At 61.7% G+C, this 24,265-nt stretch carries 26 protein-coding genes and 1 tRNA gene; 16 read left to right on the top strand and 11 right to left on the bottom strand.

Features of this window, described 5'->3' with window-relative positions; all coding sequences use genetic code 11:
- Window positions 1–3: 3 nt before the first annotated feature.
- Window positions 4–600: a cold-shock protein gene (locus C7I87_RS15310; RefSeq protein ID WP_149905213.1), complete on the bottom strand. Its 597-nt coding sequence runs from the start codon at window positions 598–600 to the stop codon at window positions 4–6.
- 216 nt (window positions 601–816) lie between these two features.
- On the opposite strand from C7I87_RS15310, the gene gloA reads away from it, so the two are divergent.
- Window positions 817–1,257, top strand: coding sequence for a lactoylglutathione lyase (gene gloA, locus C7I87_RS15315; RefSeq protein WP_149904997.1), 441 nt, complete (start codon window positions 817–819; stop codon window positions 1,255–1,257).
- Between the two features lie 130 nt (window positions 1,258–1,387).
- A complete protein-coding gene (locus tag C7I87_RS15320) occupies window positions 1,388–1,681 on the top strand; it encodes a DUF2218 domain-containing protein (RefSeq protein ID WP_127869427.1) in 294 nt (97 codons plus the stop codon).
- Between the two features lie 47 nt (window positions 1,682–1,728).
- On the opposite strand, the gene C7I87_RS15325 is transcribed toward C7I87_RS15320, so the two are convergent.
- Together C7I87_RS15325 and ilvA are read right to left on the bottom strand one after the other, a co-directional pair.
- A complete protein-coding gene (locus C7I87_RS15325) occupies window positions 1,729–2,283 on the bottom strand; it encodes a DUF1697 domain-containing protein (protein ID WP_149904998.1) in 555 nt (184 codons plus the stop codon).
- Entirely contained in the window at window positions 2,280–3,536 is a 1,257-nt protein-coding gene (ilvA, locus tag C7I87_RS15330) for a threonine ammonia-lyase IlvA (protein WP_149904999.1), read from the bottom strand. Before ilvA ends, C7I87_RS15325 begins: the two co-directional genes overlap by 4 nt.
- Window positions 3,537–3,889: 353 nt before the next feature.
- Between ilvA and C7I87_RS15335 the strand changes: the two genes are divergently transcribed.
- Together C7I87_RS15335 and C7I87_RS15340 are read left to right on the top strand one after the other, a co-directional pair.
- The gene (locus tag C7I87_RS15335; RefSeq protein ID WP_188393853.1) at window positions 3,890–4,996 is read left to right on the top strand and encodes an alpha/beta hydrolase; all 1,107 of its coding nucleotides are present in this window, start codon (window positions 3,890–3,892) and stop codon (window positions 4,994–4,996) included.
- A 142-nt stretch (window positions 4,997–5,138) separates the two neighbouring features.
- Entirely contained in the window at window positions 5,139–6,299 is a 1,161-nt protein-coding gene (locus C7I87_RS15340) for an alpha/beta hydrolase (protein WP_149905001.1), read from the top strand.
- A 24-nt stretch (window positions 6,300–6,323) separates the two neighbouring features.
- On the opposite strand, the gene ade is transcribed toward C7I87_RS15340, so the two are convergent.
- Both ade and C7I87_RS15350 read right to left on the bottom strand, forming a co-directional pair.
- On the bottom strand, window positions 6,324–8,141 hold the full coding sequence (ade, locus tag C7I87_RS15345) for an adenine deaminase (protein ID WP_149905002.1): 1,818 nt from the start codon (window positions 8,139–8,141) through the stop codon (window positions 6,324–6,326).
- A gap of 94 nt (window positions 8,142–8,235) precedes the next feature.
- On the bottom strand, window positions 8,236–8,439 hold the full coding sequence (locus tag C7I87_RS15350) for a hypothetical protein (protein ID WP_149905003.1): 204 nt from the start codon (window positions 8,437–8,439) through the stop codon (window positions 8,236–8,238).
- 249 nt (window positions 8,440–8,688) lie between these two features.
- Here C7I87_RS15350 and C7I87_RS15355 point away from each other — a divergent pair.
- Window positions 8,689–8,774: transfer RNA gene (locus C7I87_RS15355), tRNA-Leu, on the top strand.
- Window positions 8,775–9,065: 291 nt separating this feature from the next.
- Window positions 9,066–9,866, top strand: coding sequence for a hypothetical protein (locus C7I87_RS15360; RefSeq protein WP_149905004.1), 801 nt, complete (start codon window positions 9,066–9,068; stop codon window positions 9,864–9,866).
- Window positions 9,867–10,121: 255 nt separating this feature from the next.
- On the opposite strand, the gene C7I87_RS15370 is transcribed toward C7I87_RS15360, so the two are convergent.
- From C7I87_RS15370 to C7I87_RS15385, 4 genes are all read right to left on the bottom strand, one after another.
- Entirely contained in the window at window positions 10,122–10,877 is a 756-nt protein-coding gene (locus C7I87_RS15370; protein ID WP_149905005.1) for a bestrophin-like domain, read from the bottom strand.
- A gap of 49 nt (window positions 10,878–10,926) precedes the next feature.
- Window positions 10,927–11,223, bottom strand: coding sequence for a hypothetical protein (locus C7I87_RS15375; protein WP_149905006.1), 297 nt, complete (start codon window positions 11,221–11,223; stop codon window positions 10,927–10,929).
- 60 nt (window positions 11,224–11,283) lie between these two features.
- Window positions 11,284–12,003: a carbonic anhydrase gene (locus C7I87_RS15380; RefSeq protein ID WP_149905007.1), complete on the bottom strand. Its 720-nt coding sequence runs from the start codon at window positions 12,001–12,003 to the stop codon at window positions 11,284–11,286.
- Between the two features lie 169 nt (window positions 12,004–12,172).
- A complete protein-coding gene (locus tag C7I87_RS15385) occupies window positions 12,173–12,460 on the bottom strand; it encodes a PilZ domain-containing protein (protein ID WP_149905008.1) in 288 nt (95 codons plus the stop codon).
- Window positions 12,461–12,673: 213 nt separating this feature from the next.
- Between C7I87_RS15385 and C7I87_RS15390 the strand changes: the two genes are divergently transcribed.
- Window positions 12,674–13,213: a J domain-containing protein gene (locus C7I87_RS15390; protein ID WP_149905009.1), complete on the top strand. Its 540-nt coding sequence runs from the start codon at window positions 12,674–12,676 to the stop codon at window positions 13,211–13,213.
- A 22-nt stretch (window positions 13,214–13,235) separates the two neighbouring features.
- On the opposite strand, the gene C7I87_RS15395 is transcribed toward C7I87_RS15390, so the two are convergent.
- Complete coding sequence (locus C7I87_RS15395) at window positions 13,236–13,814, bottom strand: NUDIX domain-containing protein (RefSeq protein WP_149905010.1); 579 nt, start codon at window positions 13,812–13,814, stop codon at window positions 13,236–13,238.
- Window positions 13,815–13,970: 156 nt separating this feature from the next.
- On the opposite strand from C7I87_RS15395, the gene C7I87_RS15400 reads away from it, so the two are divergent.
- The 3 genes from C7I87_RS15400 to C7I87_RS15410 all read left to right on the top strand — a co-directional run bounded on the left by C7I87_RS15400 (window position 13,971) and on the right by C7I87_RS15410 (window position 15,723).
- A complete protein-coding gene (locus tag C7I87_RS15400; protein WP_149905011.1) occupies window positions 13,971–15,074 on the top strand; it encodes an NADH:flavin oxidoreductase/NADH oxidase in 1,104 nt (367 codons plus the stop codon).
- Between the two features lie 102 nt (window positions 15,075–15,176).
- Entirely contained in the window at window positions 15,177–15,455 is a 279-nt protein-coding gene (locus C7I87_RS15405; RefSeq protein WP_149905012.1) for a DUF982 domain-containing protein, read from the top strand.
- Window positions 15,456–15,483: 28 nt separating this feature from the next.
- Complete coding sequence (locus C7I87_RS15410) at window positions 15,484–15,723, top strand: DUF2188 domain-containing protein (protein ID WP_015318080.1); 240 nt, start codon at window positions 15,484–15,486, stop codon at window positions 15,721–15,723.
- Between the two features lie 65 nt (window positions 15,724–15,788).
- On the opposite strand, the gene C7I87_RS15415 is transcribed toward C7I87_RS15410, so the two are convergent.
- Window positions 15,789–16,073 carry a hypothetical protein gene (locus C7I87_RS15415; protein WP_149905013.1) on the bottom strand — a complete coding sequence of 95 codons (285 nt, stop codon included), beginning with the start codon at window positions 16,071–16,073 and terminating at the stop codon, window positions 15,789–15,791.
- A gap of 309 nt (window positions 16,074–16,382) precedes the next feature.
- Here C7I87_RS15415 and C7I87_RS15425 point away from each other — a divergent pair, with 309 nt between their 5' ends.
- The 6 genes from C7I87_RS15425 to C7I87_RS15450 all read left to right on the top strand — a co-directional run bounded on the left by C7I87_RS15425 (window position 16,383) and on the right by C7I87_RS15450 (window position 24,257).
- A complete protein-coding gene (locus C7I87_RS15425; protein WP_149905015.1) occupies window positions 16,383–17,126 on the top strand; it encodes a competence/damage-inducible protein A in 744 nt (247 codons plus the stop codon).
- Between the two features lie 82 nt (window positions 17,127–17,208).
- Window positions 17,209–18,042, top strand: a complete 834-nt coding sequence (locus tag C7I87_RS15430; RefSeq protein WP_149905016.1) for a universal stress protein — start codon at window positions 17,209–17,211, stop codon at window positions 18,040–18,042.
- A gap of 114 nt (window positions 18,043–18,156) precedes the next feature.
- Complete coding sequence (gene gpt / locus C7I87_RS15435; RefSeq protein WP_149905017.1) at window positions 18,157–18,657, top strand: xanthine phosphoribosyltransferase; 501 nt, start codon at window positions 18,157–18,159, stop codon at window positions 18,655–18,657.
- Between the two features lie 210 nt (window positions 18,658–18,867).
- Window positions 18,868–19,356, top strand: coding sequence for an NUDIX hydrolase (locus tag C7I87_RS15440; protein ID WP_149905018.1), 489 nt, complete (start codon window positions 18,868–18,870; stop codon window positions 19,354–19,356).
- 115 nt (window positions 19,357–19,471) lie between these two features.
- Window positions 19,472–19,783: a PilZ domain-containing protein gene (locus C7I87_RS15445; protein WP_149905214.1), complete on the top strand. Its 312-nt coding sequence runs from the start codon at window positions 19,472–19,474 to the stop codon at window positions 19,781–19,783.
- Window positions 19,784–20,459: 676 nt separating this feature from the next.
- Complete coding sequence (locus C7I87_RS15450; RefSeq protein WP_149905019.1) at window positions 20,460–24,257, top strand: vitamin B12-dependent ribonucleotide reductase; 3,798 nt, start codon at window positions 20,460–20,462, stop codon at window positions 24,255–24,257.
- Window positions 24,258–24,265 lie beyond the last annotated feature (8 nt).

Genomic DNA, 24,265 nt, shown 5'->3' on the forward strand with positions numbered 1-24,265 from the left:
GCCCTAATGCGAGACCGGCAAGGTGCCCATATCGGGGTGAATTTCGGCGGCCATAAGGCCTTTGTCACCGCGGCCGAAACGAACAAGCACGACTTGCCCCGGACGAAGCTCGGTGATGCCGTAGCGCCGCAAGGTCTCCATATGGACGAAAATATCTTCGGTGCCCTCGCCGCGCGTCAGGAAACCAAACCCCTTGGTGCGGTTGAACCATTTGACCAAAGCGCGTTCGAGCCCGCTCTCCGGCGTCACCGAGACATGGGTGCGCTGTTCCTGCATTTCCGCGGGATGGATGGCGGTGGTGAGATCCATGGAAAGCACCCGGAAAGCCTGCAGCCCGCGCTCGCCCTGCTTCACAAGACAGACCACGCGCGCGCCTTCCAAGGCTGTCTGGAAGCCATCCCGTCGAAGACATGTCACATGGAGGAGGATATCGCCCGAAACACCGTCATCCGGAAGGATGAAGCCATAGCCCTTGGCCACATCGAACCACTTGATGGCACCGGCAATTTCGGCAAGGTCGCCGGCATCACCGCCTTCGTCGCGCGTCAAAGCGTCGCCAAGGGTACCGGCCCGCCCCGTCAAAGAGGCCTTTTCCCCCATAAGAATGCCCCCTTTTTCAAGAACACCGCAACTGATTCTTGACACCAGATTAACACCGCGGCTTCCGGTGTGTGCAAGACCTGACGTGCCTTTTTTCACGGTTCATTGCGCGAATACCGGAATTGTTCTTTGCCGGCACTGCCTGGCGCCGGACGATTGCCCTTTGACCGGGCCGACCCTATGTTGCGCCGCAACCCAACAGATCGAGGAAAACACATGCGCTATCTGCACACCATGGTCCGCGTCGCCGATGTCGATGCCTCGCTCGATTTCTACTGCAACAAGCTGGGGCTGAAGGAAGTTCGCCGCTACGAAAACGAGCAGGGCCGCTTCACGCTGATCTTCCTCGCCGCTCCGGAAGACGAGCAGAGCGGCATCAACGAGAAGGCGCCGCTGGTCGAACTCACCTACAATTGGGATCCGGAAGACTACAAGGGCGGCCGGAATTTCGGCCACCTCGCCTACGAGGTCGACGACATCTACGCCACCTGCCAGCGGCTGATGGACAATGGCGTCACCATCAACCGGCCGCCGCGCGACGGCAACATGGCCTTTATCAGGTCGCCGGACGGCATCTCCATCGAGCTTCTGCAGAAAGGCCCGGCCAAGGCCAAGGCGGAACCGTGGGCGTCGATGGCGAATACCGGAAGCTGGTAATCGATCACCTTTTCGAGTGGCCGGCGGCCACTCCATGGTGTTTCGCGTGGTTGTGCCTATCTATCGGGCTATGGCGCCTGCCCTGAAGAGCGGCGCCACGTCATGAGATTCAGCTTCGGAGAACCCGTTCATGCCGACCAGCCATGCCAATGTCACCACGGCGCACGCAAGCCGCTATCTGCAACAGCTGTGCAAACATTGGGCGCACAAGTTTCCCGTCGAGTTCGACCCCAATCACGGTGTCATCGACCTTTCACTCGGCCGCACGGTCATGGACGCCGACGGGGCAGCGCTGCACATCACGGTATCGACCGACGAGGCCGCTTCGATCGAGCGTCTCGAAAGCGTCGTTGCCGACCACATCAAGCGCTTTGCGTTTCGCGAGGAACTGGCCTTCGACTGGAAACGCGCCGAGGCGGCGTAGATCGTTCATGCGTGTCGCTGTCGCGCATTCCCGGCGAGACGCATGGATCAATCGCTACCGGACTTGCGCGCCATCTCCAGCAGCGCCAGCACCGAGCGCCAATTGCGGGCCGTGCCCGGCACCTTCAGAACGCGTCCAATGAGATTGGCAAACACCGATTTGCCGAGCCCGTCCGGCGCGCTGAGGTAGAGCACATCGCCCTTGACCTCGAAACGCTCGGGCCCAGTGCACTTTTCTGCAAGCCGCGCCACCTCATCGGCGGTCGGCTCACGTTCCAGCACATAGGCGTGGAGCTTCGTGTGGTCGGCAGCCGCTTCCGGGTAGGGATTTTCGCGCACCAGCCGTTCGAACCATTGTAAATCGCGCACCATGATGCGCGAATGGAAACTCCATTTTGTCTCGAAAGCCGCCTCGATGCGTTTGGTCAGCGCGATGGCGTCGCCCTTGTCGGCCCGGAATACGACATTACCGCTCTGCACATAGGTGGAGACATCGGAAAAGCCGAGATTCTCGAAGAAGGCGCGCAACTCCGCCATCTTGACGATGCGGTTGCCGCCGACATTGATGCCGGAAAACAGGGCAATGAAGGTCTTTCCGCTCATATGATGAAACCCGCCAGTGTCTCATTGTCGGTGATGTCCTGATATTGGACGCCTTCGGCCTCGAAATTCGCCTTGAGCAGATCGAAATTGCGGCGATCCTTGGTTTCGATGCCGATCAGCACCGAGCCGAAATTGCGCGCCGATTTCTTCAGATATTCGAAGCGCGCGATATCGTCGTCCGGACCCAGCATTTCGAGGAAGTCGCGCAACGCACCCGGCCGCTGCGGGAAGCGGATGATGAAGTATTTCTTCAGGCCTTCGAAGCGCAGCGCCCGTTCCTTGACATCCGGCAGCCGCTCGAAGTCGAAATTACCCCCGGAGACGACGGCGACGATGGTCTTGCCCCGAATTTCCTTCCTGGAAAAATCCTTCAGCGCATCGATCGCCAGCGCGCCCGCGGGTTCCAGGACCACGCCTTCGACGTTGAGCATCTCGATCATGGTCGCGCAGAGCCGGTTTTCCGGGACCAGCCGCACGCTGTCGGCCGCGAACTCCTTGAGATAGCGCAAAGGTTCGCGGCCGATCTCGGCGACCGCCGCGCCGTCGACGAAGTTGTCGACCTTGGCGAGCTTCAGCCGCTTTCCCGCCGCGAGGCTCTCGCGCAGGCTCGGCGCGCCGGCCGGCTCGCAGAAGACGAACCGCGCATCACGGCCCTGATCGGCGAAATAGTGCGTCACCCCGGCAGCCAGACCGCCGCCACCCACGGGCAGCATGACGATGTCGGGCATGCGCGCGCCCTGCATCTGGTCCGCGATCTCATAGGCCACCGTCGCCTGGCCCTCGATAATGTCCTTATGGTCGAAGGGCGGCACCATATGGGCACCGGAGCTTTCGGTGAATTCGAAGGCGGCGCGGTAGCAGTCGTCGAAAAAATCGCCGACCAGCCTGATCTCGACGAAGTCGCCACCGAACAGCCTGGTCTTGTCGATCTTCTGCTGCGGGGTCGTCACCGGCATGTACACGACGCCCTTCTTGCCGAAATGGCGGCAGACGAAGGCAAAGCCCTGCGCATGGTTGCCGGCGGACGCGCAGACAAACAGCTCGGCCTGGTTGCCTTCGCCAAGCGCCTTGCGGAAGAAGTTGAAGGCGCCACGGATCTTGTAGGACCGCACGGGACTCAAATCCTCGCGCTTCAACAGCACCCGCGCGCCTGTTTTTTTGGACAGATAGTCATTTTCCTGCAGCGGTGTCTCCGGGAAGATCTGGCGGATCGCAGAGGCGGCGATTGCGACGCGCGAGGAAAAGCTGGTCATGACAAGATCATCCCGGGATCGCCCGCGGGCGAGTTAGACATAACCCTATTACATATCCGGCCCGGCAAGACCATTGCCCGGTCCCGCCCGTGCCTGCAACGGCGCCTTCCCGAAATGCTCGCAAGCACTTGGGAAGGTTTGTTCATGCGTCTCGCGTCGCGCCGAGCCGCGCATCCTGAATTCGACATCCGGCCAAGATGCAGGAGCCTGCCTTCTGTGACGTTGCGGCCTTCCTGCCGCTTTGGCTTTCGCGCAACACTGCGATAACCGTCACGAGGCGCCGACCGCATTTTGGCTGGACATGACTTACTTCCGCCGCACTTCGCCTGCTGGGGAGATATCGCGGAGGGTGGATGGCCCTTTTGGGCTCGAGTGGAATTTTTGACGTGCATTTGAAGACGATTTGCATTCTTGCGCTTGCGCTGCTGGTGGCGGGCTGCGGCGGCCGCAAAACCGAGGAACTGCTCGGCAGCGCGGTCATGTCCGCGCCGGTGACGGAAATCGCGGGCAACCACTCGATCTTCATTGCCACGACCCGCAAGCCCTCCGACGACCCCAACAAGGTTTTCGACGGCCAACGCTCGGCGACGCTCAACTACGCCCGCGTCAACGTCACCGTTCCCGGGCTCCACACAACCGGCCAGATCGAGCGGCGCTCACGCGGCAAGTCGAACGATCCGGCAAAGTACTTCATGGCTTCCGAAGTCGTCGGATACGACACGCAGCCGAAATTCGCCAGCGCCCTCAGCGCCGACATAGCGGCACGCGGCGGCCGCGTGATGGTCTTCGTCCACGGCTACAACACCGGCTTCGACGACGCCGTCTACCGCTTGACCCAGATCGTGCATGATTCCGGCTATCCGGGAACGCCGGTGCTGTTCTCGTGGGCCTCGGGCGCCAAGACAACCGACTATGTCTATGACAAGGAAAGCGCCAGTGCCGCCCGTGACCAGCTCGAAGTGACCTTGCGAATGCTGCAGCAATCGGGTGCGCGGCGCATCGACATTGTCGCCCATTCGATGGGAACCTGGGTGACAATGGAAACGCTGCGCCAGATGGCCATCAGCGGCGATCGCGACCTCGGCGGCAAGCTGGGCGATGTGGTGCTGGCCTCCCCCGACATCGATGTCGATGTGTTCAAGAGCCAGATGCGCCGCTATGGCAAGCCCGACAAGCCGTTCATCCTGCTGTTGTCGGATGATGATCGGGCCCTCAGACTCTCCGGCCTGATCGCCGGTTCGCGGCCACGCGTCGGCGATTACAAGGACGCCGCCGATCTTGCCTCGTACGGCGTGACGGTCGTCGATCTCTCCAAGATCAAAGGCAGCGACAGCTTCAACCACACGAAATTCGCAGACAATCCGGCACTGGTGAAGATGATCGGCCAGCGGCTGCGCGAGGACGATGGTTTCGCCAGCGACCGGGATGTGACCGACCGCATCAGCCTGCTTGGACAGTAGATGCGGCGCCGCGGTTTTCGCCGTACCTGTTCACCATCGCCGAACTACTGGCCGAATTGAACTGGACCGCGCCCGCCTCTGGCTTTATCGGAGTATCGTGCGACGTCATGCGTTTGACGTCCCCTTATGCGGGAGCCGACGCGTGGTCTTGCGCTTGAAGAGTTTCGGTGTCGTCGCGTTCGCGCTGCTGGTCGCTGGCTGCGCCGGCAATACGCATGATCTGCTCAACAAGACGACGATCACCGTACCGGCTTCCGATATTGCGGCCACCCACGAAATATTCGTCGCCACCACCCGCCAGAGGGCGGTGAAGGACCCACGGCAGGTCTTCGACGGCGACCGCTCCCCGACCACCAGTTTCGCGCGGGTCGATGTCACGGTTCCCAAGAGTCATCAGATCGGCAACATCGAGCGCGCCAAGGGTTCCGCCAACAGCAACCCGGCCAAGGATTTCACGGCCAGGGATGTCACCCTTTACGAAGGCGCACCGCAATTCGCCAAGGCGGTCGGCGCCGACATCGCCATGCGCGGCGACCGTGCGCTGGTTTTCGTGCATGGCTTCAACAATGGTTTCGACGACGGCATCTACCGGCTGACGCAGATCGCCCACGACACGAAATATCCGGGCACGCCGGTGCTGTTCTCGTGGGCGTCGAGCGCTAAGACGACGGGCTATATCTACGACAAGGACAGTGCCACCGCCGCCCGTGACGATCTCGAGGCAACGCTCAGGATGCTCGCCAAGACGCGGGTCAAGAGTATCGACATCATTGCCCATTCGATGGGAACCTGGCTGACGATGGAGGCGTTGCGCCAACTCGCCATCACCGGCGACCGCGATCTCGGCGGCAAGCTGGGTTATGTCATCCTTGCCTCACCGGACATCGACGTCGACGTGTTCAAGAAGCAGATGATCCGCTACGGCAAGCCCGACAAGCCGTTCGCCGTGCTGCTTTCAGGCGACGACCGGGCTCTCAAATTGTCTTCGTTTATCTCCGGCGACAAACCGCGTGTCGGCGACTATGGCAATGCCGCCGACCTCGTCAGCTACGGCGTGGCCGTCGTCGACCTGACCAAGACAAAAGGCGGCGACGGCGGCCTCAACCACGCCAAATTCGCCGACAACCCGTTCCTGGTGCAATTGCTCGGCGACAGGCTGCGCACGCCGGCGGGCCTGGCCGCGGACGAAGACCCGGCACAGCTCAACAATATCGGCCAGGGCCTGGGAAAGGCCGTCGGCTCCGCCGCCGAAGTCATCATCACGACGCCGTTCAAGGTGCTGACCATCGCCACCGGCGGGTAAGCAAACAAGAGCGGACGGCTGGTTTCAGACGAACAGATCGACTTTCTGGAACGTCGTCACGTCGATCAGCCCGACATCGGAAATTCTCAACTCCGGAATGACCACCAGCGCCAGCAGCGAGTGCTGCATGTAGGCGTTGTTCAGGGAACAGCCCATCTTGCGCATCGCCTCGGTCAGTTTCTCAGCCTTGGCCGCGACGATCTCGGCGCGCTCGTCCGACATCAGCCCGGCGATCGGCATTTCGACCAGTGCCAGTTCCTTGCCCCTGGAGAACAGCACGACCCCGCCACCGACTTCCCCCAACCGGTTCACGGCCAGCGCCATGTCCTGCTTGTTGGTGCCAACGCAGATGATGTGATGGGCGTCATGGGCCACGCTGGAGGCCATGGCGCAGTCGGCCATGTAACCGAAACCGGAGACGAAGGCATTGGTGACGCCGCCCGTGCCCCTGTGCCGCTCGACCAGTGCGATCTGAGATATATCGTTGCGGCGATCCATGGCGACCAGTCCATCCTCGACCGGCAGATCGGCCTCCAGCGGACGCGTGGGGGCCTGGTTCTCGATGACACCGATCACCCGAACCCGCACCTCGTTGGCGCCTTTGGGGGCAGCGATGTCGAAATCGCCGGCCTTCAGCTTCTTGCCGAGCTTGACGGTGTTCTTCGCCGTCCTCGGGTAGTCATAGGCCGGAATATCGATGTCGAGCTTGCCACCCTTGGCCAGCCTGACACCGCGCGCATAGACCTCGTCGATGCTCATCTGGGTGAGATTGGAGACGATCAGCAGGTCGCCCAACCGCCCCGGCGCGATCGAACCGATCTCGCGTTCGAGCTTGAAATGAAGGGCGGTATTGAGCGTTGCCATCTGGATCGCGGTCACCGGCTTCAGACCTTGGCTGATAGCGTGGCGCACCACCCGGTCCATGTGTCCCTCGTGCACCAGCGTACCGGAATGGCTGTCATCGGTGCACAGGATGAAATTGCGCGGATCGATGCCACTCTCCGTCACCGCCTTGATCTGGGAGGCAACGTCATACCAGGCCGAGCCCAACCTGAGCATCGCCTTCATGCCTTGGCGCACGCGGGCGATGGCGTCCTCGGCGCGCGTGCCCTCGTGATCATCCTCGGGTCCGCCGGCGACATAGCCGTGGAACGGCAGACCAAGATCGCGCGAGGCATAATGGCCGCCAACCGTCTTGCCTGCACGAACCGTCGCGGCGATCTCGCCCGACATCACCGGATCGTTGGCGGCGACGCCGGGGAAATTCATCACCTCGCCAAGTCCGATGATGTTTTCCCAGGTCATCGCCTCGGCGACATCGGCGACCGTCAACTCGGCGCCGGCGTGCTCCAGCCCCGGTGCCGAAGGCACACAGGACGGCATCTGCACATGCACGTTGATGGGCATGGCCACGGCCTCGTCATGCATCAGCCGCACGCCCGGCAGGCCCAGCACATTGGCGATCTCGTGCGGATCGATGAACATCGAGGTGGTGCCGTGCGGGATGACGGCGCGACAGAATTCGGTGACCGTCACCATGCCGCTCTCGACATGCATGTGCGCGTCGCAAAGGCCGGGCACGAGGTAGCGTCCGCCCGCGTCGACCACCTTGGTGCCCTGCCCGATCGTATGGCTGGCATTCGGCCCGCAATAGGCGAAGCGGCCGCCTGATATGGCAATGTCGGTGCCGGCGATGATCTCGCCCGAATGGACGTTCACCCAGCGCCCGTTGCGGATGACGAGATCGGCGGGTTTGCGGCCCATCGCGACATCGACCAGATCGGTCGCCATTTCGGTCCACGGTTTGGGTTTCGTCGCGCGGGCGGGCGGCTTCCTGGCCATCAAAGACTCCTGTTTGCCCGACTGTGCCAAGCCGACGGCGTTTTGGCCAGCGAGGAAGAGTGGATTTGCCAGGGATCGCCGGATTACTCCGGTTTCACGTCGACTTCCACCTTGGCGTTGCCGGCTGAAATCCGTTCGGCGATGCGCTCGACCTCGCCGGCTTGAACGTTCCGCTGACCATGATTTCGCCGCCGCGGATCGGTTCCCTGATGCGCGGCGACGTCACCCCGATGCCGTCGATGCTGACGTCGACGACCTTGCCGACATTCTGCCCGGTGAAGGTGGCGGGCCAGCGCAAAGCGCCTGCAGCTATGGTTGCTGGAGAGGGGCGGCCGGCGCCCCAAGTGGGCGGGGGGATGGGTTTGGGCCTGAGAGGCGCCGGCCTTAGGCGGATCAGATCCGCCACCCAGATATTTATCGATGCTCGCGGCGCGGAAAATTCCGCGATCGCACCAGTATCGCTACGCCACCTCCTTTGGGTTGCGCGTGCGGCCACCGCAGAACACGACTTGACGGGCTTTGTCTGGCGTCTGAAAAGGGCTGGCCTGCGGACGTGGCGGAATTGGTAGACGCAAGGGACTTAAAATCCCTCGATCTCTGATCGTACGGGTTCGATTCCCGTCGTCCGCACCAGTCAGTTAGCCGAGCTGCTTTACCGAGGTGGACAATGCTGGGATTTGATGGGTTGGCGCGCGCGGCGAAGGTTTGTTAGCGGAGGCAATACAGGTCCAGATGCAGCAGAAGCTGAGTCTAGATTTCAGGGCACCCGCCATCGAGAAGACTCGGCAGGCAAAGGATTGTCCCAAGTTATGGCCCAATGCCAGCCCATGATCTCTGATCGAAGCATGGCAGAAATTCCTATGCTTCCGCCGAGCATATAGGCGTTTGCGCAGCCAGACACTACCCGAAAGGGAGCCGGCTTGCTTGGGCACAACGGTTGCGCGAGTATTCAGCCGGGCGATGACTAGGGAGGTTGGGGATGCTGAAGATCATTTTGGCAATGGGCGCGCGGCAATGATCGGCGCGACCGAACCAATCGAGCCTAGGACCATCAGAGGATCGCGAGGCAAGAGCCTTTTCTATCTTCTCGGAGGCATAGCCCTCGTTTGGGTGGGAACTCATGCGATCCAGGACTCCGCATCTCGCTCAGGACTAATCGCGGTCAAGCTCTTATTTGCGGGATGGGGTTGCATAGTCGTTTTCGGACTGTCAGCGCTGGGCGGCGCATTAACGTTCATCCGCCCGCGTGCTTTGATCCTGGACGGCGATGGCTTTGTGCTCGGCGGCGGCTTCATCCGACCGTTGAAAATTGCATGGCGGGATATTCAGGGCTTTCACGTCCGGAAGCAGAACCGCTACAAGTCGATCGGCTTTCGCTTTGAACTTAGCGCCAAGACGCCGTTGAACAGAAGGCCCGGGATTGAGTTTAGTATATCCGGTGCGGGATGGCCGCTATCGACCGAGAAGATGGTCGAGACCCTGAATGCTTATCGGTTGCAGGCTCTGAATAGCGAAGCCGAGCCGGTGAACACGGTGACAGGGGTTAACGCCGCCAAACTTCCAACGACCGGGCATTTGCCGCCTAATCGGCCGCCGGAAATCGCTATAGAGTTTGATGACAGCAGGGCACGACGGCGATGGCCGGTTTCCATTTCGGCCATGGTACTGTTCGCGACGGTAGCTTCGCTCGCCGGTTTCATTGCGAGCCGGTTTCTCGTCTGGTAGGCCGCTCTGGCGCTTCTCGCTGAGGCGAATAAGCCGCTTCCTGGATGCTGGCAGCATCGCCCGAGAGAATTGAATCCTGATGTTCGGCGGGATCAAGTCGGCCAGGATGTCGCGCCGGTTCTCCAGCGCCATGTCGCGAAGATTGTGACCATCGAGGTGCAGCAGATCAAAGGCACGAAATAGAGGTCATGTTGTTGGATTTGCTCTGTTGAATCGCCGCAACGTCATTTAGCCGGCGCGGTCACCGGCTGCGGATCACTCCTGTAACTCGGACAATGCCCTCTCCAGCGGAGCCATCGAGATCTGGATTGGGCCGGAAAAAGCCAGGTCCATATCGAAGATCAGATAGATCGCTCCGGCAACCAAAGCCGCCGACACTAGGTAGGTCGAAATGGTGATCGTGTTACGTGGCGCCCTGAAGCCGAAGCTGGCGAAGATCAGTACCAGCCAGGTAACCAGCAGCGTGATCAGGGGCACCGGAATCGTGCCCTCCGACTGCTCGATCAGCACCCAGCGCAATTCCAGCACTTTCTGCAAATGCTGGCGGGCGTCCTGCACAATGAAGCCATGCGCGTCGTCGGTCGGCGCCAGCGCACTCAGCCGGGTGCCGATTTCCGCCAGGAACTGCTCAGAGAGCTGGTTAGCGCCGACCAGCGTCTCGCTGGTCGGCGAGGCATCGCCCGCCACCCGCTGCACATAGACGACCAGCGGCTGGCGTACCGTTTCGGTTTGCGGACCATATTGGCGTAAGGTCCTGTCGAGCAGGATCAACTCGGTCGCGTAGGCGTGGACATTGTGATCGATCGATTCAAAGGTGTTCTTGGCCGAATTGATCATCAGCCCCAGCATCAGCGAGGTCATGACCCCGAACAGATTCGCGGCGTGCCGAACCACGGTGTTCGTGTCGTCGTCACGATGTTTGGCCGGCAGTTTTGGCCACACAGCCGTGCTGGCGAGCGCGGCCGCCGTCAAGCACAGGAAGATGACCATTGCGATGAAAGCTTCGCGCATGCCGCTCATTCCGATTGGCAATGGCAAGGTCGTCAGTTGATGACCGCCATCACGATTCCGGCGCGTTCTTGCGCCCTGCCGAACGCCTGACGCAGGCGCGGGTGACGCGCACCGCCTCGCGGCCCGCCGCGATAGTTCCGTCGACCTGTTCGGGAGTCGGCCTAAGCCGGGTCGAAATAGCGTTGAGCGCCGCCAGATCGGCCGGAGGCAGATCGCCAAACGAGACCAATTCCACCGCCATCCTCACCTGGCGACAGTCCCAGCCGGCAAGGCTGCCGCGATAGCGCTCCACCGTCGATGTCGGCAGGCCGTTGCGCAACCGCTCAAAATAATCCCGCCAAAGCAAGCCAAGTCAGACGCCAACGCATCGAGGCCGCCCGAGCCTTCGATCCCGATGACGGATGTGTCATTCGATGTAAGTTACCGAACCCGTTTGGAGATCATAGATCGCTGCGACTATCTTCAGCTTCCCCGCCTTGATGAGACCGGTTAGCACCTTGCTCGAGGCAGCCAGCCGCTTCGCGGTCCTCCGAGCGCTTTCCTTGGCGGTATTGTCGACGAAGTCGCCCGTTTCGCTCCGCACTGCTATCGCCGCGGGCAGGATCGGTTCGATCATCGGGCCGATCGCGCCAGGATAGGTCGCGTTCTTGGTGACCACATCGCACGCCGCCTTGACGGCGCCGCAGTTTGTGTGCGCCAGAACGACGATCAAGGGTGAGCCGAGCACCGCTGCCCCGTATTCGACCGTACCGAGCGTCGCAGTGTCGACGAGGTTGCCGGCATTGCGGGCAACGAACAGTTCTCCAACGCCGTGACCGCCGAAAATCAGCTCCGGAGGAACGCGACTGTCGGCGCAACTGATGATCGTGGCCCAGGGCGCCTGATGTGCGGCGACGGCGTTTCGCTGCGCGGCAAGGTCCATCGAGCAGAGTTCCGGGTGACTGACGTAGCTTTCGTTGCCGGATTTCAGCGCAGCGAGCGCTTCATCGGCGCTTAACGGGGTCGCCGCGCCTTGGGCCGCGCGCGCCGACCACGTGGCCCCACCAAGGCCGAACGCAACGAGCACCGCGCCGACCTTGAGGAACTCCCTCCGGCCGACCCCTGTACCATCACAGGTGCTGCACATTCTAACTCCCCCGCCATTGCTTCCGAATAATATGCGCTCACGCTAATATATAGGCAAGCGATTGGCGACAAGGTCGAGATTGAAGAGAGGAGGCCGGGATGCTGGGACCACGAAACCCACTCCAACGCGGTGCCTGGGCGTGCCCCCGAATACTCAGGCTGGCCCCTTATCATCTAATCTTCAGCGAGAAATTGCCGTGGATCTGGATGCCTAGTCGCTCGCCTTTTCTCCACCGCACTTCCGCTCGATAAGTCGCGCCGTCCAACGGAACGCGCAGCCGGAAGGTATCTGGCACTTCAACCCCCGCAGCGACACGCAACTCGGCGCCGTGCTCATGTTGATTTCTGACGGCGCAGCCGATTTCGCCATCCTGCGTGATTATGAACGCATCCTTCAGAACCACCTCTCTCAAGTGACTTCGACGCTCGATTGGCGGTTCAGAAGGTTTGTCGATCATGGTAAGCTGCCTCTAACGAGCAAAGTGCTATCAGACCAAAGTCTGCGGTGCGGAGCGCAAAGGTCTTACGTTTTCGCTCAGGTTCCGTTCTTGTCCTTTGTACGTTCTTTACATTAGCAAATCATGAAATATTCAGCTCTATGATCATCGCCGGGTTTGGCCCCCGAGAGTGCGGCGGTGACAGCCCAAAATACATAGCATGGGAAGACCAGTATGTTCATTGACTTCTACGAAATGCTGGAAATCAGTCCGAATGCAAATTCGGAAACGATAGAACGCATTTTTCGTCATTTTGCCATGCGCTACCATCCCGACAACCAGGTCACCGGCGATGAGTCGCGCTTCAGTGATATCCTGGAGGCCCACAACACGCTCAAGGATCCGGTCAAGCGCGCACAGTACGACATTCAGTACAAGGCCCATTTGGACCTCCGGGCCGGGCTGACCGATGAGGCGAGCAACACCAAGAGCCTCGATCGAGATTCCGTCTTTCAGGCCAAAGTGCTCTCACTGCTTTATGTAAAACGCCGACAAGACGTCAACCATCCTGGCATCGGTGACGAAGAACTCGAACGAATGTCAGGCTGTCCGCGTGAGCACCTCGAGTTTCACCTCTGGTATCTGAAAGCGAAGGGTTGGATAGCCAGAACAGAAAACGGCACGTTCGCCATCACCGTCGAAGGCATCGATCGGGTTAATTCCGAACATCATCGTGACGCAGCCACCCCCCGACTGTTGGATCATGCAGGCTGAATTGGAATCCCTCGGTCTCTGATCAAGTCGAGATCGGGTTCAGCTTCAGATGCTGGATCAGGATGATGGTCTTGGCATCGACAATGCGGCCGTCGGCAATGCCGGCCAGCGCTTCGTCGAGCGGCATTTCCAGGACCTCGATGTCCTCGCCCTCCTCCGGAGCGCCACCACCGGCCGAGATGCGGTCGGCGGGCGAATAGCGGGCGACGAAGAACCAGAGCCGCTCCGTGACACTGCCCGGGCTCATGTAAGGCGAAAACAGCCGCTCGATCTTGTTCAACCGGTAACCCAGTTCTTCCTCGGCTTCCTTGCGGATGGCGGTCTCCGGATCGTTTTCATCCAGCAGCCCGGCGCAGGCCTCGATCAGTGGCTCGCGGTGGCCGGTGACATAGGCGGGATAGCGGAACTGGCGCACCAGCAGCACCGTCGAACGCTCGGGGTCGTAGGGCAGGATCACCGCGCCGTCGCCGCGATCATAGGTCTGGCGGATCTGCGTCTCCCATTGACCGTCACGCCGGCGATAGTCGAGCACGGTCTTCTTCAGGACCGCCCAGTCGTCGGAGAGAACCTCTTCCGAGCGGATACGAATGCGGTCTTCCATCTGACACCTCGTTGCTTGCTGGCGGACGCAGGCGTAGCCGCGAACCGGCACAGGCGCAACCGGGCCAACGATTGGTCCAGCGCGCTTCACCGTCTCGTGTGTGGTATGGAAGGGTGCCGTCGCCTAAATAGCGCATTCCCCTCCCGGAGTTTTTTCATGACGACATCGCTTTTCCAGCCGATCACGCTCGATGGGCTCACCTTTCCCAACCGCATAGCCGTGGCGCCGATGTGCCAGTATTCCGCCGAGGACGGCTCGGCCAGCGACTGGCATCTCTACCACTGGATGAACCTGGCCATGTCCGGCGCCGGCATGGTGACGGTGGAGATGACCGATGTCGAGCGGCGCGGACGCATCAGCCATGGCTGCCTCGGCCTCTATTCCGAAGACAATGAAGCAGCCGCGCGCCGCGCGCTGGACGCGGCCCGGCGTGTGGCTGCGCCCGGCACGAAGTTCGGCACGCAGCTGGCGCACGCCGGCCGCAAGGCCTCGAACCGCAAGCCCTGGGAAGGTGGCGGCCCATTGCGGCCAAACGAGGATCCCTGGCAGACCGTCTCGGCCTCGGCCATCGCCTACGACACCGGCTGGAACGTGCCGCACGCCCTGGAGAACGAGGAAATCCTGCAGCTGATCGAGCGGTTCGCGGAAGCCGCCAGGCGGGCCGAACGTGCCGGCTTCGACTTCATCGAACTGCACGCGGCGCATGGCTACCTGATCTTCCAGTTCCTGTCGCCGCTGTCCAACCAGCGCACGGACCGCTGGGGCGGCTCGCTGGAAAACCGGATGCGTCTTGTCGTCGAAATCGCCAGGGCGGTGAAGAAAGCGGCGCCAAGGCTGATGCTCGGCGCACGGCTGTCGGTGACGGACTGGGTCGACGGCGGCTTTGACGTCGAGGACGCGATCGAGGTGGCGAAAGCGCTGAAGGCCGAAGGCATCGCCTATCTCTGCTGCTCGAGCGGGGGCAATTCGCCATTGCAGAAATTGCCTACCGGGCCGGGATACCAGGTGCATCTGGCCGAAGCCGTGCGCAAGGGCGCCGGCATTCCGACCCGTGCGGTCGGCCTGATCGACGACCCGAAACAGGCCGAGGCTGTTATAGCCGAGGGTCGCGCCGACATGGTGGCGCTGGCGCGCGCCTTCCTCGCCGATCCGCGTTGGGGATGGCGTGCGGCCGCCACGTTCAGCGAAAAGATCCATCCGGCGCCTCAGCTCGCCCGCTCGGTGACGACGATGGAACACTGGATGAAGGCGGCGAGCTGATCGCCTATCTTCCGATACCGGCGCCCATGGGTGACGCGACCTTTGGGCGCAGGCCAAGGGCCACTTTTGCAACCAAATTGGCTGCTTTGCGTTGCGGCCATGATGATGGACAACAAACCGTTTGAAACGCCGGTCGTGGTCGAGCTTGGCCATGTGGGCAAATATCGCCATATCCGCTCGACCCAGGAGGCGGCGGAGTGCCTGATGACTGTGTGGCCGCTCAATCGCGGACCTCGTCATCGTGATGCCCTCGACACTTGCCTCAAAGTGCTGGAAGGTTATCGTTCGACAGCGGACGCGCGCAGGGCACTGATCGAGGCCGCCAGGGAATCGGAAGTGCTGGTGCCCGACGACAAGCTGCCCGACGACCGGTTGCATTGAGCAGGCGGACCTTTAACTGGAGGTTTTGATGGCGAAGCTGACTTACAAGATCGTCGAGCATGACGGTGGCTGGGCCTACAAGGTCGGCGCAACCTTCTCGGAGACATTTCCCACCCATCAGGATGCGTTGCGCGCCGCAGAGATCGCTTCGGCCGAACAACAGGTGGCAGGTTCCACCGATGGCATCCAGTATGAGGACGCCGAAGGCAAATGGCATGAGGAACTGGCCGACGGCCGCGACCGGCCTCAGACCGAAATCTCGGATTGATATCCAGCCATGCGCCAGCCGCGGACGCCGGGAGAGACGGCGTCCGGCGGCAGGCTTGCGACTAGCTATTTACCGCAATACTGATCGTTGACGTTGCCTTGAGCATTCGCATCAGGACCTGGCGTGCTTGAGGCACAAGGCCCCGCTGGGCCAGGATTGCCAAGGGTATTCAGTCCAGAACCATCGCCGTTGATGCTGCCGGTGGTGGTCTGGTCGACGGCAGAGGAATCCTCATTGCCGAACAGCCACCAATTGTGATGGTTGGAGTAGGTGCCGTCCGACGATTGGGCCATCGCCGATGTGGCGAGACCGATCGTCAGGACGGATGCTGCGAAAAGTTTCCTGTACATTGAATTACTCCGTGTCTTGGCCGCCTTGGGATGCGACACGGGGTAAACCCGGCAATCAGCCGAATGGTTCATTGAAATTGTTGTGAACCGGTGGTGATGCCACATCTGAAAACGCACGCGCCGCGATGCGCTCGATGAAGGCAACGACCCGCCGGATCGACAAGTTGCGGCTTGTTCCCATCTTGGTCAAACCATGCCAAGCACTGTAATCCAGACGATATCTCGTATGCCGGATCGTTCGCCGTTTGGGCGGCATTGCCGCCGCCCGTCGGTCGCGCTATTCAGACGGCCCGTCTGCCGGAGCCTTCCATGCCTGAAATCGTCACTGCCGCCATGCTTGTCATCGGCGATGAGATTCTGTCCGGCCGCACCAAGGACAAGAACATCGGTCACCTCGCCGATATCATGACGGCGATCGGCATCGACCTGAAGGAGGTGCGCATCGTTCCCGACGAGGAAGACGAGATCGTCGCGGCGGTGAATGCCGTGCGCACGCGCTATACCTATGTGTTCACAACCGGTGGCATCGGCCCGACGCATGACGATATCACAGCCGATTCGATCGCCAAGGCGTTCGGCGTGCCTTGTGAATACGATGCCAAGGCCTATGCCTTGCTGGAGGCGAGTTATGCGGCGCGCGGGATCGAATACACGGAGGCGCGCAAGCGCATGGCGCGAATGCCGCGCGGCGCCGACCATATCGACAACCCGGTGTCCGTGGCGCCCGGTTTCCGCATCGGCAACGTCCATGTCATGGCCGGCGTGCCCTCGATCTTCCAGGCCATGCTCGACAATGTCGTCCCGACGCTGAGAGCCGGCACCAAAATGCTGTCGGCCACGGTGCACTGCCCGTTCGGCGAGGGCCTTGTCGGCGGGCCGTTGGGCGAGGTCCAAAAAGCGCATCCGGATACGATCATCGGCTCCTACCCCAAATATGGCGACGGCAAGTTCTGGACTGAACTGGTGGTTCGTGCCCGTAGCGCGGATGCGCTTGAAGCGGCGCGCGCTGACGTCGAAGCCATGGTGGCCGGCTTCGCCGGCAAGGCGAGCTGATCCGGCGCAAACCGGAACCAAGCACGACGCTGCAACGTTTTCCTGCCGCGAGGCCCGTCGCTCGCAAGATTGAGGGATCATCATGCGTTTCAAGACCATCGTTGCCATTCTGCAGAACGAGCAGGACGCGGAGCGGGTACTCGACTGCGCCATTCCGCTTGCCAGCCGCTTCGAGAGCCATCTGATCGGCATCCATGCCGAGGCGCTGCCCGTGCCCTACACTTCGGCGACGGGCTTTCCCGACACGGAGTTCCTGCAGGTGTCGGCCGACATGAATCGGGAGCGGGCGGACAAACTCCAGGCTGTCTTCCTCAGGCGCATCGAGGATTCCGGCCTCTCCTTCGAATGGCGCAGCCTGGAGAGCTTCTCCGGCGACAGCGCGCTGACCGGCATTTCAAACGTGCGCGCCGCCGATCTCATCATCGCCGCCCAACGCGAGACCGGCGGCGATCCGAGCGCGGACGTGGATACGCTGGTCTACGATGCCGGCCGGCCGGTGCTGGTGGTGCCGCATGCCGGTCCTCTCGTCACCACCTTCAAACACGTGCTGCTCGCCTGGAACGGCAGCAAGGAAGCGGCCCGCGCTGCCTTCGATGCCTTGCCCTTCATCATCGAGGCCGAGAAAACCGACATATTGGTCATCGATCCACCCGATACGCTCGACGAAAGCCCGGAGGCCGCGGGGGCCGAAATCGCGTCGGCCCTGTCGCGCCACGGCGCCACCGTCAGTGTCTCGGTGCAGAAATCGGACGGCTCCTCGGTCGACGACATGATCCAGAACAGGATCGCGGAGACCGGTGCCGATCTCCTGGTGCTTGGCGCCTACAGCCACTCCTGGCTGCGCCAGCTTCTGTTCGGCGGGGTGACACGCACGGTGCTGCGCACGGCGCAGGTGGCGGCCTTCCTGTCGCGATAAGTCACAGCGATCGCAACCAGCCACCTTGCCAAGCCCGGGGGTTTCCAGTTAATTCCGCGCGCATTCCCCTGTTTTCTTGCACGCGGCCGTCGCGTGCCGCGGAGTGCGCAAGAAATGTCCCTTCCCGAAAAAGCCTTCCCGGTCTCCTGGGACCAGTTCCATCGCGATGCCCGCGCGCTTGCCTGGCGGCTTGCCGGCACCAGCAAAGGCCAGTGGAAGGCTATCGTCTGCATCACGCGCGGTGGCCTTGTCCCGGCGGCGATCATCTCGCGCGAACTCGGCATCCGCATCATCGAGACGGTCTGTGTCGCCTCCTATCACGACTATACCAGCCAGGGACAATTGCAGGTCCTGAAGGAAATCACGCCGACCTTGCTGGCCGACGACGGCGCCGGCGTGCTGATCATCGACGACCTGACCGACACCGGCAAGACTGCCGGCATCGTGCGGGCAATGATGCCCAAGGCCCATTTCGCGACCGTCTACGCCAAGCCCAAGGGCCGGCCGCTGGTCGATACTTTCGTCACCGAGGTCAGCCAGGACACCTGGATCTATTTCCCCTGGGACATGGGTTTCACCTATCAGAAGCCGATCGCCGACGATCACGCCGGCTGATTCGCGGCAAGCCGCATTTTTCCAATCAAGCCAGCGCCGACGACAATATTTGCTTGCGCGGAGTGCCCCGCCGACAGGATTTCCTGTGAAATCGACCCTTATTGACGGGAATCAGCCAGCGTGACCGAAGTTTTTACTTTTATTGGTCACAATTAGCCGTAAAATTCATGAGGCGGCAAACGATTCTGGAGGCTGGGGCTAGCTTCTCCGATGTTGACACGGGCGATGACGCACAACCACCTTGCTGACAGGGTCAAGCGACTCTTCGGCACTGCGCCGTGCCGTCTGCAGGTTGCCGCCCTGCCCTGGCGCGATGCCGGGAATGGCGTCGAAGTCATGCTGATCACCAGCCGCGATACTGGCCGCTGGGTGCTGCCGAAGGGCTGGCCGGAAGCCCGGGAGCCGCTCTGTGAAGCAGCAGCGCGCGAGGCCGCCGAGGAAGCCGGGTTGCGCGGAAACATCTCTCATCTCGAAGCTGGCCGCTATTTCTATGCCAAGGTGCTGGCTTCGGGCGAAGAAGTGCCTTGCGAGGTGCTGGTGTTTCCACTGCACGTCGACAAGATCGCCGACCGCTGGAAGGAAAAGCATTCCCGCACCCGCAGATGGGTCAGTTCGAGCGAGGCCGTGCGCATGGTCAATGAGCCCGACCTTGGCCAGATCATCGCCTATTTCTGCGCCGACCCGCGCAGGTTCTCCTAGGGCGCAGGCCATCCGCCCGCGCGCGCATCGGTGGATTCACAACCATGTGATGCATCGCGTGAATGGTTTGCTAATTTTTCTTCGCTAGAAATTGGCCAGTCTGGCGCGTTTCATGATGGCGAACCCTGTAAACCCACTGCAGCAAGAGTCCACTGAGCCCCAGCGCGAGCATCGTCCGCGCGTGCTCAAAGGTGGAACGATCATCACCGGGATCCAGAATTCCGAAGTGAGTTGCACGGTGCGCAACCAGCATGCGGGCGGCGCCGAACTGAAAATACCGCTCGAGGCACGGGTTCCCGATCATTTCCTTCTCTATGTGCCGCTCGACAGCGTCGCCTATCGCTGCGAGGTCCGCTGGCGCCGCAACGACCGGATCGGCGTACGGTTCACCGGTACCGAACCCAAGCCGAAGCTGCACTACGGCTGACTGCTGTTGCACCGGCTTGCCGGTTTTTTCCGAGCCCGCGGGACAGTATTTCCGCACCTCGCGTATCGCGGCCCGGTGATCGCGCATGCCTGCCGCCGGAAAATGGCCGCCATAGCGGTCAATTCTATCCCCGTTATCCACATGTGTGACACACAAGATGTTGGGGTCACAAAAGCTACGCAAACGAATCCTTGACGGCTCGAAACGAGTCGCCTTTTATAGGCCATGCGCTCCTGTTGAGAGCGCGACCGGAAAGTTCTGAGCCCGGTCTTTTTCCCGAATTATGTGCGTTTTGCCCGCATTTCCGCCTGTTTACGAGGCCGGCGGAAGCGTTGGGATCGTGGGGTGGTGGGGCGACGAAAGGGAGAATTGTCGGACTGGAATAAATTGTCTGTTAACACTATATTTAGTGTTTGCAGGTAGGTTCGACGCTAGATAGTGTGAATTTCCCTCAGGTGAGGAAATCGAAAATTTCAGTTTTGAGGGACCCGTGGGGTCGGTTGGCAGCCTCGGCAAACGCCCGGCAAGGCGTTTTGTCGCGTGCGTGGCAGCGCCTGCGAAGAGGAGATGCCGGCATTGTTCGCAATGCCGGCAAACGGCGGACTGCGCGTTTCGTCTTTTGGGGGCAGAAATCCCCTGATGAAAGCGCTATATATAGACAAAAGGGACCGGACCAATGCGCATCGAGCGTCGTTTCACCAAGCCAGGACATGCAGGTCAAGAAGGGGCCGCTTATGCGGAGATCGAATTCCGCAAGGCACTTTCCGAGATCAAGAATCCGGATGGCTCGGTGGTGTTCCGCTTGGACAACATCGATGTGCCGGCGCAGTTCTCCCAGGTCGCCGCCGACATCCTGGCCCAAAAATACTTCCGCAAGGCCGGTGTCCCCGCGCGCCTGAAGAAGGTCGAGGAGAACGACGTCCCCTCCTTCCTGTGGCGCTCCGTCGCCGATGAGGCCGAGCTCGCCAAGCTTCCCGAGGCCGAGCGCTATGGTTCCGAGATCGACGCCCGCCAGGTCTTCGACCGGCTGGCCGGCACCTGGACCTATTGGGGCTGGAAGGGCGGCTACTTCAAGGCATCGGAGGAAGACGCGCGCGCCTTTCGCGACGAGCTCGCCTATATGCTGGCGACCCAGCGCGTCGCGCCGAACTCGCCGCAATGGTTCAACACCGGCCTGCACTGGGCCTATGGCATCGACGGCCCGAGCCAGGGTCACTTCTACGTCGACCCCTTCACCGGCAAGCTGACCAAGTCGAAATCCTCCTACGAGCATCCGCAGCCGCATGCCTGCTTCATCCAGGGCGTGCAGGACGACCTCGTCAACGAGGGCGGCATCATGGATCTGTGGGTGCGCGAGGCGCGCCTGTTCAAGTATGGCTCCGGCACCGGCTCGAACTTCTCGCTGCTGCGCGGCGAAGGCGAAAAGCTGTCCGGCGGCGGCCGCTCCTCCGGCCTGATGAGCTTCCTCAAGATCGGCGACCGTGCGGCGGGCGCCATCAAGTCGGGCGGCACGACGCGCCGCGCGGCAAAAATGGTCATCGTCGACGCCGACCACCCCGACATCGAGGAATTCATCGACTGGAAGGTCAATGAGGAGCAGAAGGTCGCCTCGCTGGTGACCGGTTCCAAGATCGTCAAGAAGCATCTCGAAGCGATCATGAAGGCTTGCGTCAATTGCGAAGGCCATGACGACGACTGCTTCGATCCGGCCGTCAACACAGCTCTGAAGCGCGAAATCAAGGCGGCCAAGAAATCGGCGGTGCCGGAAAACTACATCTACCGCGTCATCCAGTTCGCCAAGCAGGGCTACAAGTCGATGTCGTTCAAGACCTACGACACCGACTGGGATTCTGACGCCTACCTCACCGTTTCGGGCCAGAACTCCAACAATTCGGTGTCGCTGAAGGACAATTTCCTGCGCGCCGTCGAGACCGACGCCGACTGGCACCTGACCGCCCGCAAGGACGGCAAGGTCTTGAAGACGCTGAAGGCGCGGGACCTCTGGGAAAAGATCGGCTACGCCGCCTGGGCGTCGGCCGATCCCGGCCTGCATTTCAACACGACGATGAACGACTGGCACACCTGCGCCTCCGCCGGTGCGATCCGGGCCTCCAATCCGTGCTCGGAATACATGTTCCTCGACGACACGGCCTGCAACCTCGCCTCGATCAATCTGCTCCCCTACCGCAACGCCGACGGCACGATCGATATCGCTGCCTACGAGCACACCGTGCGGCTGTGGACCATGGTTCTCGAAATCTCGGTGATGATGGCGCAGTTCCCGTCGAAGGAGATCGCCAAGCTCTCCTACGACTACCGCACGCTGGGCCTCGGCTATGCCAATATCGGCGGCCTGCTGATGACTTCGGGCATTCCCTACGACTCCGACGAAGGCCGTGCCATCTGCGCCGCGCTGACCGCGATCATGACCGGCGTCGCCTACTCCACCTCGGCGGAAATGGCTTCCGAACTCGGCGCCTTCCCCGACTATGACCGCAACGCCCAGAACATGCTGCGCGTCATGCGCAACCATCGTCGCGCCGCCTATGGCGACAAGGACGGTTACGAGAAACTCGCCGTCAATCCGGTGCCTCTCGTCGCGTCGGACCTGAAGCAGCAGGATTTGGCGACCCACGCCAAAGCCGCCTGGGACCGCGCCATCGAGCTCGGCGAGGAGCATGGCTACCGCAACGCCCAGGCGACCGTGATCGCGCCGACCGGCACGATCGGCCTGGTCATGGATTGCGACACCACCGGCATCGAGCCCGACTTCGCCCTGGTGAAGTTCAAGAAGCTCGCCGGCGGCGGCTACTTCAAGATCATCAACCGCGCCGTGCCGGAAGCGCTGCGCACGCTCGGCTATTCCGAGAGTCAGATCGCCGAGATCGAGGCCTATGCCGTCGGTCACGGCAATCTCAACCAGGCGCCGGCGGTCAACCCCGGCTCGCTCAAGGCCAAGGGCTTTACCGACGACAAGATCGCGGCGCTCAATGCCGCGCTGAAGTCGGCCTTCGACATCAAATTCGTCTTCAACCAGTGGACGCTCGGCGCCGACTGGGTGAAGGAGACCTTTGGCTTCACCGACGAGCAGCTCAACGACTTCTCGTTCGAAATGCTGCCGGCGCTGGGTTTCTCCCGGAAGGACATCGAGGCCGCCAACATCCATGTCTGCGGTGCGATGACGCTGGAAGGCGCGCCGTTCCTCAAGGCCGAACACCTCGCCGTGTTCGACTGCGCCAGCCCCTGCGGCAAGATCGGCAAGCGCTCGCTTTCGATCAACAGCCACATCCAGATGATGGCGGCGGCACAGCCCTTCATCTCCGGCGCCATTTCCAAGACCATCAACATGCCGAATGACGCGACGGTGGAGGATGCCAAGAGCGCTTACATGCTGTCGTGGAAGCTGGCGCTGAAGGCCAACGCGCTCTACCGCGACGGCTCGAAGCTGTCGCAGCCGCTCAATGCCTCGCTGCTCGCCGATGGCGAGGAGGATGAGGACGATGCGGTCGAGCAGCTGATCCAGGCACCGGCGGCGGCGCGCGCGGCGCAGATCACCGAGCGCATCGTCGAGCGCATCATCGAACGCGTGTCGCGCGAGCAGGAAAAGCTGCCCGGCCGCCGCAAGGGTTATACGCAGAAGGCCAAGATCGGCGGCAACACCATCTTCCTGCGTACCGGCGAATATGACGATGGCCGTCTGGGCGAGATCTTCATCGACATGAACAAGGAGGGTGCCACGCTGCGTGGCCTTCTCAACAACTTCGCCATCGCGATCTCGCTCGGCCTGCAATATGGCGTGCCGCTCGACGAATATGTGCACGCCTTCACCTTCACCAAGTTCGAGCCGGCCGGCATGGTGATCGGCAACGATGCCATCAAGAGCGCGACGTCGATCCTCGACTACGTGTTCCGGGAACTCGCCATCTCCTATCTCGGCCGCAACGACCTCGCCCATGTCGACCAGTCGGACTTCTCCAACACCGCACTTGGCCGCGGCATCAGCGAAGGCAAGACCGACGCCGTCTCCAAGGGCCTGACCCGCGGCTCACCGGTGAAGCTGGTGTCGAGGGCGGGCGGCAGCGAGCCGAAGGGCTTTGCCGGTTCCTCCGGCACCCCTGCCCGCTCGGCGCCGACAGCCTTCTCCGGCTCCAACGTGCTGGCGTTGAAGCCGGCAAGCGACGAGGCGATCGCCTACAAGCGCGACTATGAGGAGCGGGCCAAGGAGTTGGCGGAAGACATCGCCTTCGAGGAGGCGGCCTCCGAAGCCTCGACCGATACCACCGCGGCGCTGTTTACCGATACGGCGGCCCATGAAGCTGCCGAGGCGAAGAAACTCGCCGCCGACCGCCGCGCCAAGTCGCTGCTGCAAGGCTACACCGGCAATTCCTGCTCCGAGTGCCAGAACTTTACCATGGTGAGGAATGGAACTTGCGAGAAGTGCGACACGTGCGGCGCCACGAGCGGGTGCAGCTGAGAACCAGC

Source organism: Mesorhizobium sp. SARCC-RB16n (assembly GCF_008520305.1).
Taxonomy (GTDB): Bacteria; Pseudomonadota; Alphaproteobacteria; order Rhizobiales; family Rhizobiaceae; genus Mesorhizobium.